The organism is Dietzia sp. Die43, assembly GCF_024519835.1.
GTDB lineage: Bacteria > Actinomycetota > Actinomycetes > Mycobacteriales > Mycobacteriaceae > Dietzia > Dietzia kunjamensis.
The window spans coordinates 263,902-280,686 of sequence record NZ_JALJRF010000002.1 but is presented as its reverse complement, the minus strand read 5'-3'; the positions used below and the strand labels follow the sequence as shown (position 1 = coordinate 280,686).

Annotated in this window: 15 protein-coding genes and 1 tRNA gene; 10 read left to right on the top strand and 6 right to left on the bottom strand. The window is 66.6% G+C overall.

The genetic code is table 11. From position 1 onward, the window contains the following. Positions 1-168 precede the first annotated feature (168 nt). Complete coding sequence (locus NR111_RS02860; RefSeq protein ID WP_256819821.1) at positions 169-1,275, top strand: GIY-YIG nuclease family protein; 1,107 nt, start codon at positions 169-171, stop codon at positions 1,273-1,275. A gap of 193 nt (positions 1,276-1,468) precedes the next feature. Further along, positions 1,469-3,556: an FAD-dependent oxidoreductase gene (locus tag NR111_RS02855; protein WP_256819844.1), complete on the top strand. Its 2,088-nt coding sequence runs from the start codon at positions 1,469-1,471 to the stop codon at positions 3,554-3,556. Between the two features lie 302 nt (positions 3,557-3,858). Here NR111_RS02855 and NR111_RS02850 read toward each other — a convergent pair whose 3' ends face one another. The 3 genes from NR111_RS02850 to NR111_RS02840 form a co-directional block, all read right to left on the bottom strand. Further along, a complete protein-coding gene (locus NR111_RS02850) occupies positions 3,859-4,512 on the bottom strand; it encodes an HNH endonuclease (RefSeq protein WP_256819820.1) in 654 nt (217 codons plus the stop codon). Next, complete coding sequence (locus NR111_RS18660; RefSeq protein WP_256819819.1) at positions 4,509-5,756, bottom strand: AAA family ATPase; 1,248 nt, start codon at positions 5,754-5,756, stop codon at positions 4,509-4,511. Before NR111_RS18660 ends, NR111_RS02850 begins: the two co-directional genes overlap by 4 nt. A 258-nt stretch (positions 5,757-6,014) precedes the next feature. After that, entirely contained in the window at positions 6,015-6,422 is a 408-nt protein-coding gene (locus NR111_RS02840) for a hypothetical protein (RefSeq protein ID WP_256819818.1), read from the bottom strand. 60 nt (positions 6,423-6,482) lie between these two features. Here NR111_RS02840 and NR111_RS02835 point away from each other — a divergent pair. Continuing rightward, positions 6,483-6,559 (top strand) — tRNA-Met (locus tag NR111_RS02835). Between the two features lie 424 nt (positions 6,560-6,983). After that, complete coding sequence (locus NR111_RS02830; RefSeq protein WP_256819817.1) at positions 6,984-7,604, top strand: hypothetical protein; 621 nt, start codon at positions 6,984-6,986, stop codon at positions 7,602-7,604. Here NR111_RS02830 and helR read toward each other — a convergent pair. Beyond that, positions 7,594-9,849 (bottom strand): RNA polymerase recycling motor ATPase HelR, encoded by a 2,256-nt coding sequence (helR, locus tag NR111_RS02825; RefSeq protein WP_256819816.1) that lies wholly within the window; start codon positions 9,847-9,849, stop codon positions 7,594-7,596. The two genes, NR111_RS02830 and helR, sit on opposite strands and share 11 nt — an antisense overlap. Positions 9,850-10,090: 241 nt before the next feature. Here helR and NR111_RS02820 point away from each other — a divergent pair, with 241 nt between their 5' ends. Both NR111_RS02820 and NR111_RS02815 read left to right on the top strand, forming a co-directional pair. Beyond that, the gene (locus NR111_RS02820) at positions 10,091-10,312 is read left to right on the top strand and encodes a ribbon-helix-helix protein, CopG family (RefSeq protein ID WP_119192871.1); all 222 of its coding nucleotides are present in this window, start codon (positions 10,091-10,093) and stop codon (positions 10,310-10,312) included. Position 10,313: 1 nt separating this feature from the next. After that, complete coding sequence (locus NR111_RS02815; RefSeq protein ID WP_256819815.1) at positions 10,314-10,586, top strand: type II toxin-antitoxin system RelE/ParE family toxin; 273 nt, start codon at positions 10,314-10,316, stop codon at positions 10,584-10,586. Positions 10,587-10,609: 23 nt separating this feature from the next. Here the strand turns inward: NR111_RS02815 and NR111_RS02810 are convergent, their stop codons facing one another. After that, positions 10,610-11,458 (bottom strand): class I SAM-dependent methyltransferase, encoded by an 849-nt coding sequence (locus NR111_RS02810; protein WP_256819814.1) that lies wholly within the window; start codon positions 11,456-11,458, stop codon positions 10,610-10,612. A gap of 165 nt (positions 11,459-11,623) precedes the next feature. Between NR111_RS02810 and NR111_RS02805 the strand changes: the two genes are divergently transcribed. The 3 genes from NR111_RS02805 (at position 11,624) to NR111_RS02795 (ending at position 14,807) form a co-directional block, all read left to right on the top strand. Further along, positions 11,624-11,944, top strand: coding sequence for a hypothetical protein (locus tag NR111_RS02805; RefSeq protein WP_256819813.1), 321 nt, complete (start codon positions 11,624-11,626; stop codon positions 11,942-11,944). Between the two features lie 109 nt (positions 11,945-12,053). After that, entirely contained in the window at positions 12,054-13,286 is a 1,233-nt protein-coding gene (locus tag NR111_RS02800) for a methyltransferase (RefSeq protein WP_374210675.1), read from the top strand. Between the two features lie 174 nt (positions 13,287-13,460). Next, positions 13,461-14,807, top strand: coding sequence for an IS1380 family transposase (locus NR111_RS02795; protein WP_256819812.1), 1,347 nt, complete (start codon positions 13,461-13,463; stop codon positions 14,805-14,807). A 156-nt stretch (positions 14,808-14,963) separates the two neighbouring features. On the opposite strand, the gene NR111_RS02790 is transcribed toward NR111_RS02795, so the two are convergent. Further along, a complete protein-coding gene (locus NR111_RS02790) occupies positions 14,964-15,260 on the bottom strand; it encodes a hypothetical protein (RefSeq protein WP_256819811.1) in 297 nt (98 codons plus the stop codon). A 172-nt stretch (positions 15,261-15,432) separates the two neighbouring features. Between NR111_RS02790 and NR111_RS02785 the strand changes: the two genes are divergently transcribed. Next, complete coding sequence (locus NR111_RS02785; protein ID WP_256819810.1) at positions 15,433-16,785, top strand: cytochrome P450; 1,353 nt, start codon at positions 15,433-15,435, stop codon at positions 16,783-16,785.

Sequence of the window (16,785 nt, the reverse complement as noted above, 5' to 3'; positions counted from 1 at the left end):
GGACCGAGACGATCCAGTGGATTGCTCCGCTACTCGCGGCTGCCCGCCCTCGTCGGGCCGGCGTCGTCGCTCGCATTCCCGCTACAAAGCCGGGATTCTTCAGCACGGCCGGACCAACTTAGACGCTGCTCGCGGACGAGTGTCTTACTAAGAACCTACTCTCCACCAATGGCTTCTCTTAATAACTCGCTGATCCCAACCTGGGTGCCCGATCCCGCTGTCGCCACGTGGGCAGATCAGCAGGGCTTCGGGCCGGCGACCCCCATGTCTGACAAGGCGCTTAGAGCTTTAGCGAAAAGGCGGAGCGGTAAGCCGGCGGGTCTGTACATGTGGGAGGGGGAGGCCAACGAGGTGTACGTAGGAATCTCGAGCACGTCGGTGGTGTCGAGGTTGCGGCAGCACGTCAAGAACTATGACCACGCGAATATACAGTCGTTCCGGTACATGCCGGAATCTCCGAACACAGAAACCTTGAGGGCGGCAGAGCGCGAGCTGATCTACGACCTCTGCCGAAACGGGTTCACTTGTTTCAACCGAGAGCACAGCGCAGTGATCTACGGGACGTCCGTTCTAGACGAGCTCATCTCGGTGGAGGAACAGAAGGCATGGTTCAACAGCCCTGCAGCCGCTGATCGTCGGGCTGGCGAGGCCGATCAGACCGTCCTCGGCGGAAAGTCGGCGGAGGTGCGCTCGAAGGCCAGGTTCGAAGAGCTTTCTTCACACCCTGAGTTCGAGTCGATTCTGGAAGCGGTTGCGACGTATCTGCACGGGTGCGTGCTCTTCCCGAGGCGCACGCAGGGCCAGTTTTGGTCCCTATCGTGTCTTCCGAGCCTGAGGATGGGAGGTGGAGTCAAGCGCCTGGTGACCCTCAATATGGGAATGCTCGAGGTCTTTTACCTCAACGAGTTACCGGGCGGGAGGCTGGAACTAGGTGTTGCGACAGACAGCACCGTTCTTCCGGCCCGCATGACGTGGTGGGCACTGAAGCATCGCGGTGCGTCGATGGCTGGTCCCGTGCACAAGTCCTCGGGACCCAATGCGGAGTATCTCATCTTCAAGTCTCCAACTGCGTTCGTGAAGGCGATGAAGAAGTCGGACAAGATTCGCTCCGCAGCGGCCAGGTACGCCCTGGACAGGACACGTAAAGGCCGTGTCTCGGGGCGGTACGCCGATGCGCACAACGGGTTGCTGGCTGGGGCGGCGATCGACCGGGCGGCTGGAATTAGCTTGCCGACTGTGGGTCTGCGTGATGCCCTCCGTGCCGATGACGAGTAGTTGCTCGTAGCCGACTCAGCCGGCAAGGCAGCAACTGGTAGGGGATTGCAAGACGCACTCGCTGGCATCGTCGTCGTCCTAACACCCCGTCGACCACCACCAACCGCCCCCAGAACTAGAACCCGTTCTAGACACCCGTCAATTCGGGCGTATCATCATCAACGTGACGACCCTCACCTCGTTCCCTCGCCTCATGTCGCCCGGCCGCATCGGCCCCATGGAGACGCCCAACCGCATCGTGCTGCCGGCCATGGACATGAACGTGTCCGAGGACGGCGAGATCGAGCAGCGGGAGATCGACCACTACGTCGCCCGCGCGGCCGGGGGAGCAGGGCTCATCATCACCGGCGCGTGCGCGATCGCGTTCCCGGTGGGCGCGGCGTCCATGAAGGAGCCGGGGTTGTCGGATGACAAGTACATCCCGGGCCTCAAGGCGCTGGCGGACGCCGTGCACGCGGCGGGATCCAAGCTGTGCGTGCAGTCCACGCATCACGGCAAGGTCGCGCGCGTGGACATCGCCAACGACCGCCCCCTCATCGCGCCGAGCACCCCGGACTACGACTACGACTACTCCGCCCTGGCCGACAGCACCGGCGAGGAGCTGGGCCGGATGGGCGCCGCCACCGGCGGTAAGAAGACGGTCTACAAGGAGATGGACCACGACGACATCGCGTGGCTCATCGAGACCTGGGCCGAGGCCGCCGATCGCATCGCCCGGGCCGGTGCCGACGCGATCGAGATCCACGTGGCGCACGGCTATATCCTGGGCGTGTTCCTCAACCGACGCGACAACCAGCGCACCGACTCCTACGGCGGGGCGCTCATCAACCGGGCGCGGCTGGCGTGCGAGGTTATCGCGGCGGTCAAGGCGCGGGTAGGCGAGAAGCTCGCCGTGCTGGTGCGCGTGTCCGGCGAGGAGTACGGGCAGGAGGGCGGGCTGACCCTGCCCGAGGCCACCGAGGCCGCGGTGCTGTTCGAGCGCGCGGGCGCCGACGCCATCCACGTGACCGGCTGGGGCCGCAACCCCTTCGACAACTTCACCGACGGCCCCCTCCCGGACACGATCGGCGCGTACGTGGACAACGCCGCGGCCATCAAGAAGGCCGTGTCGATCCCCGTCATCGCCGTGGGCCGCATGTTGCCGGAGGTGGCGGAAAAGGCGATCGACGACGACAAGGTCGACTTCGCCGCCATGGGCCGGCAGCTACTCGCCGATCCGAACCTGCCCAACAAGTTGGCCGCCGGCACGCCGGAACGCGTCCGCCCGTGCATCAACTGCTACCTCTGCGTGGCGGAGAACTTCTTCGACGACACCCCGTTCTGCGCCGTGAACCCGGCGCTGGGCAACGAGACGCTCCTGCCACTCACGCTCGCTCCGAAGCGCGAGCACGTCGTGGTGGTGGGTGCCGGCCCCGCCGGTCTTGAGTCCGCGCTGGTCCTCACCGAGCGCGGGCACCGCGTGACCGTGCTCGACAAGGCCGACCGCCTCGGCGGAACCATGTGGTTCTCGACCCTGACCACGCCGGATAACGAGCCTCTCATCCGCTTCTTCGAGGCCGAGGTCAAGCGGCTCGGCATCGACGTGCGGCTGAACACCGAGGCGACGGTGGGGTCGATCCGGGCGCTGGGCGCTGACCGGGTGATCGTGGCGACCGGCGCCAAGCGTCCGGCCCCGTCCATTCCGGGCGGCGACCTGCCGCACGTGCACACTGGCGACTCGCTGCGCGCGACCATGCTGGGCACCGCCACCGCCGACGAGGCCGGGTTCTTCCTGCGGACCGTCGGGCGGCTGGGCAGGCTCTCGACCATCACCAAGCGCCCCTCGTGGATCCGGCGACTGACCAAGATCGCGCTGCCGATGGGCAAGAACGTCGTGGTGATTGGCGGCTCGCTGGTGGGCTTGGAGCTCGCGGAGTTTCTCGCCGAGCGCGGCCGCAAGGTCACCCTTCTGCACGAGTCCCAGCAGCTCGGGCTACCGCTGGCCATGCCGCGTCGTTGGACCGCGGTGCGCCACGCCAAGGCGCACGGCGTCGATATCCAGCGTCGGGTGAAGGTCAGCCACATCACCGAGTCGACGGTCGCCTGGACTGACGCCAAGGGTCGCGCCCAGTCTGCCGCTGCCGACATGGTCATCTACGCCGACGGCACCACCGCAGCCGCCCCGCTGGCCGACGAGCTCCGTGCCGCTGGCATCGACTGCGAGGTCATCGGCGACGCCGGCGAGGTGGGCTACATCCACGGGGCGATCCACTCGGCGTGGAAGGCGGCGGCTGTCGGCTGACCTCCGATTCACTCTTGAGGGAACTATTCGCCCGCCGGCCTTCAGCGCCGAGGGCCGACTTCGCACAGAGGATGGGACCGCAACTGGGCCGAAGAGATGAGGGGCAGGCCGGTACGGAGCGTAGTTGGCAGTTGTTCCCGCCGCCGCATAAGTCGGGGTACGCACGTGACAAACCAGTCTAGCAGTCAATCGCGATGCAAGGTCTGGACCCGCTTCACCTGCCGTGGGGTGACGTTAATTTGCCCAATGCGGTCGCAGCTGGGAGAAGACTCATGCTACGAAAAGACCATCGTTGACTGAGCCTAGGCTGTTCCCTCGATGCGTTCCGACGGGGCCTTTGGCTGAAGACCCGGCATGTCGTTGAAGAACTTAAGTAGTGCCGCGGAATATTCTGAGGCCGGTTCGAAGTGCGCAGCGATAGCGGTATCCAGTACCGACTCCATTTCCGTATTGCAATGCTTGCGCGAGTGAAGTAGCGCAAGAAGTTCGTTAATGCGCTTCTCACGTTGATGGAACAAGTCTGCTCTGTTGAGCTGTAGTACTTCGATGGTGTCGATCGCTCTTCGGTTACCTGGGTAAGGGAATGTAGCGGCACCCATAAACACGAGGTGTCGAGACGGATCTTCTGAAGTGGGGTCGATTAATGGATATTCCGATGAGTAATAATCGCCCTTATTGGTGTTGCAACGGCTGCATGCGCTCACCAAGTTCGTCCACTCAAGGACTAGTCTGGGAAAGCGCGACTTAGGACGAATGTGCTCTACGTTCACATAGCCGACTGCCGCAATATAGCTCTCGCAATACGCACATTTCGAATGAGTCTCGCGGGTAAGGGCTGACTTGATGTGTTCGTGCCGCCACGGCGACTTCGATTGATCCGTTAAGAAATCGTTCGTCAGTCTTTCCCGGTTGCGCGTAATCCATTCCGGGGCAGGAGACTTGAAGATTCGAATCATTGCTGCCTATTTGCGAGAGCAAGAACCGTCGCGGAAAACTCGGACTCAAGTCCGGCTTGACGGAGCTGGTCGGCTAGCCAGCGGGCGCGATCGGCTTGCGGTGGAAGTGAACTAAAGTCTCGCATAATGCGATCCATGTCTCGCTCGACCCAAACGGGAAGAGTTGACGATACGCCGAGCACATTGCGGAGCGTTTCTTCGGCCGCCTGTGACTTGTTCACGAAGTCCAAAGCCCTGCTCTCCACTTGGCCATTCGGGCTGAAGTCGAGTGCGTAAACGTTCGACTCGGTGCTGCTATTGACTATAAACGGGCTGTGGGTGGCAACAACGAACTGAACGTTTGGAAAGGCACTTATAAGGGCCGGCATGAGGTGTCGTTGGAGGCTGGGGTGGAGGTGGTTTTCAGGCTCGTCGAAGCATACTGTGAATTGGCTGCTGTCCTGTGAGGCAAGGAGGATCATCCACGCATATTCGACAATCGCACTGATGCCCCCCGACATGGCGTCGAGAGGGAAGCTGTTGGACTTGGTTTCCAGGAATAGTTCGGAAGACTTGACGTAAAGCCTTTGAAACTCGATTTCGCTGGGCAGCAGGCGGGACAGTAGAGATTGAATCCCCTCCCATAGGTAGACCGCCGATCTGTCGGCTTGTACGGCGCTCGTCGTCTGGCTAAAAACGGCGGCACCTATAAGTGACTCTTTCAGTTTGTAGGCGGGCATATTGCTGCCGCGCAGGAATGTTGTATTCTCGGGGTTTATTCGAAGTAGTTCTTGAGAGATGTACTCGTTCAGTAGTTTGTTGAGATCGCCGAATGAAGTCGGTATGCTGCTAACCTGCTTTGGGGACGGGGGGCTCCTGTGTGACGCGATAAATAGGCCTGGCACAGTCTGCTGACTCTGCCATTCAACTTGGTAGGGAGAGGTGCCTCGACCGGTGGAGATTAGACGACTTGTGGCGCCGCTGGTGTAGGAAAGGCGTACTGACTCCGAGGCGGTTTGATTTCGGCGGTTTTCTCGGTCTGCAAAGTTCTGATCTAATTCTCCCTCTGCGAGGAATTTCGGCTTCCACGAGAAGTGTGGTCCTAGCAGGTTCAGCACGGTAGTTTTTCCGGCACCGTTGGCTCCGGTAAGGACGGTGAGGCGTTCGTGGAACTCGATAGCAACTCGGCTGAATTGTCGCCAATTGTTAATATCGATCCGGGAGAACCTATTGTAGGGTCCGAGATGTGGTCGTGGGGCGTTCACAATTGTCCTTTCTTCGCCAAATGTCCATGTTCCACAGCTTCGTGCTTATCGCTGGGGCTGAGGTGCTCCAAGTGCATTGGCCGAAGGTCAGTCGCACCAAATCTTGCCCATTCTGTCACGCTTGGTGGTGGCGCGGTACACGGTGACGAGATTCAGGCGCAGGAAGCGCCCCTCAGCTACTGGTTAATACTCGCAATTGCGACAGGCTTTTCGCCGTGGCGCGCCGCCTCGTGGTCGTCGTCGGCTGATATCAGTTTGTCAATCACCAGATGCTGCCTCGCGAGTTCTGCGTTTCGGTCGGCCCTGCGCCGGCGACCCCTGCAGGCCCCCGCCTCCAGTACTGCCTGGATGGGTGACGCCGCTCGAATAGGCGTGCGTCGCAGCGCAGAACGGCTCGGCGGCCGGGGTGCGCCAGTCCACGAGGAGGGGGGTGCCGGGCGCATCGGTGAGGCCGATGCGGCCCACGTGCACCGGCGCGGCCTCGGGTGCTGTGGGACTGGAGTCGGCGGGGTCTGAAATGGCCGCGGTGTAATGGCCGATGCACACGTCCAGCCCGCAGCGGCGCAGCGTAGCGAGTTCGGCGACCAGGCGGCGGATATCGGTGCCGCGTTTGATGGGTATGCGCCCGGCGTCGGTGTAGCTGGCTCGGTCCGTACCGACGTGCATCTACTCGTCTGCCGATTTGGAGCTTCGGACGGTCGCACGTACTGTCGGTGACGCAACCGACGCGGGGTGGAGCAGCTCGGTAGCTCGCTGGGCTCATAACCCAGAGGTCGCAGGTTCAAATCCTGTCCCCGCTACCACGTACCAGGCCCGGTTCCCGAGAGGGAGCCGGGCCTGAGTACTTTCCGTGCCCAGGGCACCGACCGACCAACGGACAGAAGCGAGCGGTGGGAGCAATGAGAGGCGACTGCGGCGCGCGTGCTCGTTCACAAGGCTGAAAGCCGCCTCTGGCCAGGGGTGCCCTGAAAGGCGCTTTCAGGGCGCCCCTGGTCAGGAGCTTGGGGCTACCCAGTGACGAAGAACCACACAAAGAGTCCGGCGGCGGCGACCGCAGCGATCGCGGCGACGGACACTACCGCGGCGCGGAGATCCACTCTGCTTGACCGGTGCGACTGTCGGCTGACGGGCTGGTGCGCTCGTGGGCCACCCGGTTCGTCGGGCGGCCCCTATAGTTCGGGAATGGGGCCTGACGATTAGCTTGAGAAGTCCTCGGACTCTGGGCGAATGGGCAAGGCGGCGGAGCTGCTCGTCGCCGCCACCTGCATCCTGCAGTCCCGCGCGAAGCTCAACGTGTCGACGTCGATCATCGACGACGAGGGCGTCGACCTGGTCTTCCACCTGCGCGAACACACCGCCACTCTCGCGGTCCAAGTGAAGGCGCGAATGTCAGACGGACTGGTGGTGCAACGAGGCCGTTTCCAGGCTGTTGTCCGCGACTCGTCCTTCTACCCACGCAGCGACCTGGACATGATGTTCGTCTACGTAGACGTGACGCGGGGCTCGATCGCACAGGCGTGGATGGTGCCGAGCCCCGTCTTCGAGGCGAACACGACTGTGAACGCACGGGGTCGGCGCGTCTTCTCGGCCTCGATGTCCGCCGAGAGTGGCGATAAGTGGTCGAAGTACAGGCTCGTGGAAGGCGAATTGGCGCGCCGGGTGGTGCAGCGTCTGGAGTCAAGCGACCTGCGAATGTTCGTTGGTGTGAGCGGCGACGGGCGGCATCGGCGGTGGGCTGGAGCTCGACATCTTCCCAGAACAGTTGCTCAAGCGACCTATCGCGGACGTAGCGCTGAGGCAGGCGTCGGCGTTGTGACGCTGCGCGCCCGGCGGGAAACTACGACCTGAGGACGACCAGCTTCTGCGTCGCCCGCGTCATCGCCACGTAGCTGTCGACTGCACCGATGACGCCCGAACCGAACGTCTCCGGGTCGACCAGAACCACCAGGTCGAACTCGAGGCCCTTGGCCTGCGCAGGGGTCAGCGAGCGGACGCGGTCGGATTCGTTGAAGTCGGGGACGGTAGTGCCGGGCGCGCAGATGATGCCGACCGTGCCCTCGGAGTGGGTGGCGAGCCAACCGTCGATCACGTGCTGGAGATCTTCGACGTGGCCGTACTCGACGGGGATCCCGCTGCGGCGCACCGACTCGGGCACGTTGGCCTCGGGACGGACCGACCGGATCACCGGGGCAGCGGCCTCCATGATCTCGGCGGGCGTGCGGTAATTGATGCTCAGATGCACGGAAGTGATGCGGGCAGGGGAGAGGCCGATGCGTTCCAGTCGCTCGGGCCAGGACTCGTCGAAGTCGCGGCGGGACTGCGCGCGATCGCCGACCACCGTGAGGCTGCCCGACGGGCAGCGGCGCAGAATCATCGCCCACTCTGAGTCGGTGAGTTCCTGCGCCTCGTCGACGATGATGTGACCGAACGGTCCTGCGAGGCGGGCCGCGCCAGCAGTCGGCTCGTCGTCGGTCGACGGGTCGAGCAGTGCCTCCTGGAGATCGGCGTGGCGGAGCATGGGGGAGACGCCCTCGGGGTCGTCGTCGGCGGCGATGAGGTCGTCTATCACCCGCTGGCGCCTCGCGAGTTCGGCGGATCGCTCGGCCCGGTGACGCTGGGATCTGCGCGCCCGATCGGCATCGCCCAGCCGGTGGTGGGCCGCGTCCAGGAGCGGCAGGGCCGCGGTCGTCCACGCGCCGGCCGCGGGTCGCTGGAGCAGCCGGATCTGGTCGGTGGTGAGCCACGGTGCGCACAGGCGCAGGTACGACGGGACAGTCCACAGATCCCCGACGAGGTCGGTGGCGCTGATCATCGGCCATGCCCGGTACAGGGCGCGGTGCAGGTCCGGGTGCGCTGCGAGCTCAGCGCGGAGGACCTCCTCGGGCACGCCGCCGGCGCTGTTATGGAGGGCCCGGTCAACGAGGATCTCGGCGATCGTCTCGCGGATCTGCGGGTGAGCCTCGTTGTGGGGAGTGCCGTCCTCGACCGAGCCGAACGCCTCGGCCCAGTCGGCCGGCGTCAGGCGGAGGTCCACCCACTCGGTCTGCACCACCATCGACTGCTCGGGCGGTTGCTCGTAGAAGCGCACCGCGGCCTCGATCGCCTCGACCATGCGGAGCTCGGACTTCAGGCGGCCGACGTCGGGACCGGATTCGTCGGGCAGTCCGCCGGGCGGTGCCGCGATAGCTCCGCCGAGCGCCGCGAGGCCGAGATCGGCCACGGTCGCCGTCTGCACGCTGTGCTGGCCGAGCGACGGGAGCACATCTGCCACGTAATCGAGGTATGGCCGGTGCGGCCCGACGAGGAGCAGGTTGCCGCGGCGTAGCCCCTCTCGGGACTGGGCGTGCAGTAGGTAGGCCGCTCGGTGTAGCGCCACGACGGTCTTGCCGGTGCCGGGTCCGCCGTCCACGATGAGGGCTCCCTGGGAGTCCGCGCGGATGATCGCGTCCTGGTCGGCCTGGATCGTGGTGAGCACATCCCGCATTCGGCCGGTCCGCGCCTCGGACAAGCTCGAGACGAACGCCGAGAGGTCGTCGGGGCTGACGTGAGCGGAGACCTCGTCGTCGTCGCCAAAGACCTCATCCCAGTAGTCCACGATGCGCCCGCCCGACCACCGGTACCGACGGCGATACGTCACGCCCCTTGGATCGGCGAGCGTCGCGGCGAAGAACGGCTCGGCGGCCGGGGTGCGCCAATCCACGAGGAGGGGAGTGCCGGCCGCATCGGTGAGGCCGATGCGGCCCACGTACACCGGCGCGGTCGCGGGTGCTGTGGGGCTGGAGTCGAATTGAGGGGCGCGGGAGGCGGCGGCGGTGGCGTAGTGGCCGATGCACACGTCCAGCCCGAAGCGGCGCAGCGTGGCGAGCTCGGCGACGAGGCGACGGATGTCGGCGTCGCGCTCGATGGTCTGCGCGCCGCGGCCTGCGGGGTCGCGGCGGCGGGCGTCCAGACGGGCGGACAGGGAGGCGACCTTCTGGTCGAGGGCGTGGGAGATGGCGGCGAGGTGGCGTTCGTCGGCGGCGATGTGCGCCGGGTCAGCCTTGTGGGCGAGGTGATCGGGGAGGGCGAAGATGCCGGGTGCCTCGGGGGACATGGCGACAGTGTGCGCCCCCACCGGGGTCTTGCCGCAAGGCCCCCTACCAGCTATAACTTGAGAAGGGGAGGGGTTTCCGGCAGGAATCTAGTTGCCTGGAGGCTGCCAGATCGACGCCGCGCCTCGCAGTGGCTCGCCCCCACGCTTGTCGTCAATGACGCTCTCGACATCGACCGGCCGGATGGTCACGGTCTCAGGGTGGTCACTGGGTCTATACTCGTATAGCGGCGGAAGGGGTGTCATGACGGCCAAACAGCTGAACACCAAGTTGGACGACGAAACCATCGCCCGTCTGGACCATCTGGCTCGAATCACCGGCAGGTCCAAGTCGTTCTACGCGAGCGAGTTCATCCGCAGCGGGCTCGACGAGATGGAGGACTGGTACTTGGCCCGGCACCGTCTGGAGGAATTCAGGCAGTCAGACGATTCCGCGATCCCGTTGGACCAGGTGGACTGGTCCTGAGGTGGCGTATCTGGTCGAGGTCACGCCGCACGTCCAGAAGGTCATCACCAAACTCGGTCGACAGGATAGGACTGCGCAGCAGAGAATCCGGGCATTCCTCGAGGAGCGAATACACGGGTGCGAAGACCCCAGGTATCTCGGGAAGGCACTTCGCGGCGACCAGCACCTCTGGCGGTACCGCGTGGTCGACTACCGGATCATCTGCTCGATCGAGGATCAACGGGTGACCGTCCTCGTTGTCGATATTGCCCATCGGCGCGAGGTCTATCGATAGCGGCCCTTGGTGCTTCTGCCCTGTCACGCCCCGGGGGCACGGGCTTCTACGACCCAGGTTCCGGCGCCCAGACGGACCTCGCCGTCGGTGACATGCTCACCCAGCGCGGCCGCGGCCGCGGCGACAGCGGAGTCGCGGGCATCGGGGTTGGCGGCCATCGCCATCATGGCCTGGGGGTTCTGTTCCAGCGCCTGCCGGGCGAGTTGTTCGAGGCGGTCGGCGGGGCCGAGGGTGACCTCGTCGGGGCCGGGGTTCACCTCGACGGACTGGAAGCCGGCGGTCTCCAACACGCTGCGCACGCGGTCCGGGTCAGCGAACGAGAACGGTCCCGGCGCGCCCGGCGGAGGCACAGGGGCACCACCGAGCCGGGCCAACGCGGCGCCCGTGGGGACGGTGATGAACGGGTTCGCGGCGGGCGTGGCAAAGCAGACGAACGCGAGCCGGCCGCCCGGTTCGAGGGCGGCCCGGACGGCGGAAAACGCCACCCCGGGGCGGTCGAAGAACATCACGCCCATCCGCGAGAACGCGGCGTCGAACAGGCCGGGCAGCGGCTCGCTCTCCACGTCGAGGGTGAGGAACTCGACGTTTTCCGCATCAGCCTCATCCACCAGGCGAGCCTGCGCGCACTCGACCATCGGTCGGGACACGTCCACGCCGACCGCCGACCCGTCCGGGCGCACCCGACGTCCGATCTCCAACGTCGTTGTCCCGGTCCCGCACCCGATGTCCAGCACCCGCTGCGGTGGGCCGAGGTCCAGGCGGTCGAGGGCCGCGCGACCGAGCGGCTCGAGAATCGTGTCGTACGCGAGTGCATTGCGCACCCACGACTGCCCGACGGGACCACTCCAGAGGTCGGCCTGCGATGCACTCATGATGAGCTCCAATGCCTTGGTCTTCATCGTAGAACCGGGGAGAGACGACCGGAACCCTCAAGGCAGCGGCACCACACTCACAGGGCACGCGACTCTCCACAGGGCGCCGTGCCGGGCACCGTTTCGCGGGCGAGGACGCCGCCGACGGGTGTGACGCTGTCGGCCATGGACATCGCCACACCTCTGACCGGCACCCGCTACGACACCGTGCTCCGCCAGGCCCTCGCCTACGTTCGCGCCGGGGACTACCGCGCTCGCCGAATCACCTTGACGGGAGCGCCCGGGGTCTTCGCCGACAGGACCGCGATCGTCACTCCCCATCGCGACAGCTCCGGCGCGATCGATGCCGATGACCTGGCGGCCCAGCTCTACGCACTCGCCCACGGCATCCCGTCCGACACAGCCACCTACACCGACGGCTACTTCGTCAGCGGAGGACGGATGTACTCGGCCCGGGCCGAGGCGTATGAGGCCGGCTGGCCGTGACCGGTCGACGGCGGAACTGAGACACTGGGTCCGGCCCGGTTCGCGGGTAGCTTGCTCTCGCGCGTCATTCTTCCCCACGGTCGAGTGCGCGCCCGTTCGAAGGACTCCCGTGTCTTCTCCTGCCGCCCCCGGGTCGCCTGTGACCACCGTCAGCTGGCGAGAGAAGGGCGAGGACCGCACTGCCGGGTGGCACTCCGAGAACGGCGCGCCGCCGCCGCGGGACATCGTGGTGATCCACGACGACATCGCCGCGGACACGGCGCTTCGGATGATCCGGCGGGGCACCGGACTGCTCTGGCGAGGCGACTTCCACAACGCCCGCCAGCTCATGCGCGCCCTCGACCGGCGTCTGCAGAAGCGGGCGTCCCGGGCGGCGCAGAGCTCCGAACCCGGGGAGGTCTTCCTCGCCAACCGGAGGGCACGCGCGCAGCGGGCGGAGACTCTGGGAAAGATCCTCATCCCCCTCGAGCGGGACTACACGGTTCGGCTGCGCCGAGCGCCCGACGTGAGCGACGCCTGCGCCCATGCCTACGGGCCGCCGACCCACAACGGCAACGACTCGACCGGTCGGGAGACGCTGGTCTCGCTACCCGAGCTCCTCGGCGTCATCAGTGCCTACGAGTGGCACCTTGGCGGCATCGAGGTCGCCGCGTTGGGGGCCCGGATCCATCCCGCCTACGGCGTGTTCGCCCCTACCCGAGACGAGTACATCGACCTGGTCGCCGACGCCCCCTGGCCGCAGGGCGTCGAGGATCCGACCGTGTGGGACATCGGCACCGGAACCGGCGTGCTCGCGGCCGTCCTGGCCCGGCGCGGGGCCCGGCGGGTCGTGGCGTCCGACATCAACCCGCGCGCTGTGCAGTGCGCGCGGGACAACGTGGGTCGGCTGGGGTCGGCCGACCGGGTGGACGTGGTGGAGGCCGACCTGTGGCCTTATGACGACGACGACGAGGTGGGCGACTCCCGGCGGGCCGACGTGGTGGTGTGCAACCCGCCGTGGATTCCCGGTCATCCGACCTCGGCACTGGAGCAGGGGATCTACGACCCGGGCTCGGACGTGCTGGGCCGCTTCCTGGACGGGCTCGCGCAGCACCTCACGCCGCAGGGCGAAGGGTGGCTGATTCTGTCCGACCTCGCCGAGCATCTCGGCCTACGCACTCGCGACGAGCTGCTGACCCGTATCGCCGACGCCGGGTTGACGGTCCTGGAAACGCACGAGACGACGCCTCGACACTCGCGCGCATCTGACACGGGCGATCCGCTCCACGCGGCGCGATCGAAGGAGCGCACCATCCTCTGGCGGGTGGGGGCGAGGCGGGACACCTGGAGGCGGGACACCTAGCCCCGGTGTTTCATGGGGATCTGCGGATCGCTGGGCGCAAATAGACCGAAGTGCTCCCTGAACAGGGGAAACTGGGACTTGTCTAGAGCTACAGTTCCTCAAGCAGAAAGCACTCGGTAGGTGAAGCGTACTTCGTGGTCGTCTGGTCTGTCGTTCTCCGTCGAGGATGTCGGGGTGATTGCTCATGCCGGGGTCATCGCGCCACGTCTTCTGGCTGATCGCGTCGGCCTGACCGCCGAGCTGTCGGGGGCCATGGCGCAGCGCCGATCCATCCCGATCCATGACCGTGGCAGGGTGTTGACCGATGTCGCGGTGATGCTCACGGGTGGCGGGGAGTCCATCGCCGACATCCGCGTCCTGCGCCACCAATCCACGGTCCTGGGGCCGGTCGCCTCGTCCCCGACGGTGTGGCGCACGCTGGACGAGGTCACCGCTGGTAAACGCAAGAAGATCCAGGTCGCGCGTGCCCGCACGCGGCGGCACGTTTGGTCCCAGCTGCCTGGCGGGGTGCCGGCCTCCAAGTGCGCGGGCCGGGATCTGGGGGACACGGTCGTGCTCGATGTGGACGCCACCATCGTGGTCACCCACAGCGAGAAAGAACAGAGCGCGCCAACCTACAAGCGCACCTTCGGCTACCACCCGATCGGCGTGTGGTGCGACAACACAGAAGAGTTCCTCGCTGCGAGCTTGCGCCCGGGCAACGCGGGGTCGAACACCGCGGTCGACCACATCGACGTCCTCGGGCAAGCCATCGCCCAGATTCCCGCCGCCCATCGGCGTGATCTGCTGATCCGATCCGACGGCGCCGGCGCCTCCCATGACCTGTTGGAGTGGATCTCCGAGCAGAATCGGATCCGTGGTCGGCGGGTGGAGTACTCGGTCGGCTTTTCGATCACCGCCGGAATCCGCCGGGCCATCGCGATCGCCCCCGACACCGCGTGGGGGCCAGCGGTGAATCAAGGCGGCGACCTGAGGCCGGGCGCGGAGATCGCCGAGCTGACTGGACTGCTGCCGCCCAGGATGCTCGCCAAGTGGCCCGACGGGATGCGGGCCATCGTCCGCCGTGAGCGGCCCCACCCCGGCGCCCAGTTGTCGATGTTCGAGGAACTCGACGGGTGGCGCTACCAGGCGTTCGTCACCAACACCGCCACCGGTCAACTGCAGTTCCTCGAGGCCAGGCATCGGGCGCATGCCCGGGTGGAGGACCGGATCCGCCACGCCAAAGACACCGGCCTGGGCCGTCTGCCCTCGCGAGAGTTCGCTCTCAACCAGGCATGGCTGGTGGCGGTGATGATCGCCGCCGACCTCGTCGTCTGGACCCGGATGCTGGCCTGCACCGGCGCCGCCGCCATCCTCGCAGCGTGCGAGCCCAAAGCGATGCGCTACCGCTTCCTCCACGTCGCCGCCCTACTGACCCGCAGCAGCCGACGTAGACGGGTCAAAATCCCCGAAACCTGGCCCTGGGCCACCGCCATCGAAGCGGTGTTCCACAAGATCGCCGCGATCCCCAAACCGGCCTGACCCCGCCTGCCCACCCTTGAGAGCACCACCCGGAGACCCGCCCACCGGCAGCGCCAGCCGGCGCCCAAACACGTCTACACGACCCGCCGGGCACAACATCCGTAGAGAACCGACTCCATCACGCCCCATGAATCAGCGGGGCTAGAGGCGGGACACCTAACGGGGGCGGCGCCCACCGAACGCCCAGACCAGCGCGTGCACCGCGAGCAACGGGGCGATGAGCACCACCGCGCCCCAGCCCGTGGTGGCGACGGGCACCCAGTCGTCCCACGACGCGCGCATGGCGGCGAGGAAGTCGCCGCGCTCGGGATCAGTCTGTTCGGGTGCGCAGTGCCCGGGGGCGGCGAGCTCGGGGTCGTCGTGTGAAGAGCCCGCCCACAGCCCTTCAACGTCAGAGCTGTCCGCCGCCAGTGGGAAGTCGGCGGGCCGAGGGGACTGCGAGGCGGAGTGCATGACAGGGGTTCGTCGCGGCTGGCGGGCCGGATGGCCGGTTCGGCCGGGCGAGGACACGGCGGGTCTCCGGCGGCAGCGGTGCACCTCGTCGTCGTCGCACTTACCCCGCCACCACGGCGATTCCGGAACGTAGGCTGGCGGCGCCCGCACCACACCCGAGGCCGAGGATGCCATGGACAGCACGACGGACAGGTCGGCTCCCGCCGCTGGCGACGGACATCCCACCGAGGACGAGCGCGCACCCCAGCTCCCACCCGGGCCCCGGCTGCCCCGGCCGGTCCAGGGGGTGGGCTTCGGGATCGCCCGGCGGGAAACTCTCCGACTACTTCACCGGCGGTACGGCACCGCGTTCACCGTGCACCTTCCCATCTACGGGCGCGCGGTGGTGATCTCCGACCCCGCTCTGGCCAAGGAGCTGTTCACCGCCCCGCAGGAATCGCTGACCAACGTCGACCCCAACCTGGGCCGGGTCCTGGGGGAGAACTCGATGTTCGCGCTCGAGGGCCCCGACCACCGCCGGCGCCGGAAACTGCTCACGCCGCCACTGCACGGCAGACGCATCAAGGCCCACGAGGCGATCGTCGAGGAGGAGACCCGTCGCGAGCTCGACTCGTGGGTCGCCGGTCGACCGTTCGCCTCCATGCCCTCGATGACCCGCATCACGTTGGACGTCATCCTCCGGACCGTGTTCGGCGCCCGGGACGACGAGCTCGACACCCTGCGCCGCGTCATCCCGCCCATGGTCGAGGCAGGCTCGGCGGTGGTGATCACCCCGGAGCTGCCGGCACGGCTCGGCACGGTGGGCCCGCGCGCCCGGTTCGCCCGATACAAGAAGGTGTACGACGAGGCGATCGGCGCCCTCATCACCCGGGGGCGCCGCGACGACCGGCTCGACGAGCGCGACGACATCCTCGCGATGATGCTGCAGAGCACCTACGACGACGGATCGTCCATGACGGATGACGAGATCCGCGACGAGCTCACCGCACTCCTCGTGGCCGGGCACGAGACCACGGCGACGACACTCGCCTGGGCGCTGGAGCGGCTCAGCCGCACCCCCGCGGTGCTACGCGAGCTGGTCGCCGAGGTCGATGCCGGGGGAACCGACTACCGCAGCGCCACGATCCTCGAGGTCCAGCGCAGCCGGCCGGTGATCGATCTCGCCGGACGCAACGTGCAGGTCCCGCACCTCGACCTGGGCCCGTGGCGGATCCCACGCGGGTACAACGTGCTGGTCGCGATCTCGCTACTGCACGACGACAGCACGCACTTCGCCGAACCCGAACGCTTCGACCCGACCCGCTTCCTCGGCACCACGCCACCGCCGGCGTGGCTGCCGTTCGGCGGCGGGACCCGGCGGTGCATCGGGGCGGCGTTCGCGGCCATGGAGATGGATGTCGTGTTGCGCACCGTGCTGAGCATGTACGAGATCGTCCCCACGACCGAGCCAGACGAGAAATGGCATTCGCGGGGGGTCGCGTTCGCACCCCGTCGCGGCGGGCGGATCACCGTCCGGCGTCGGTGA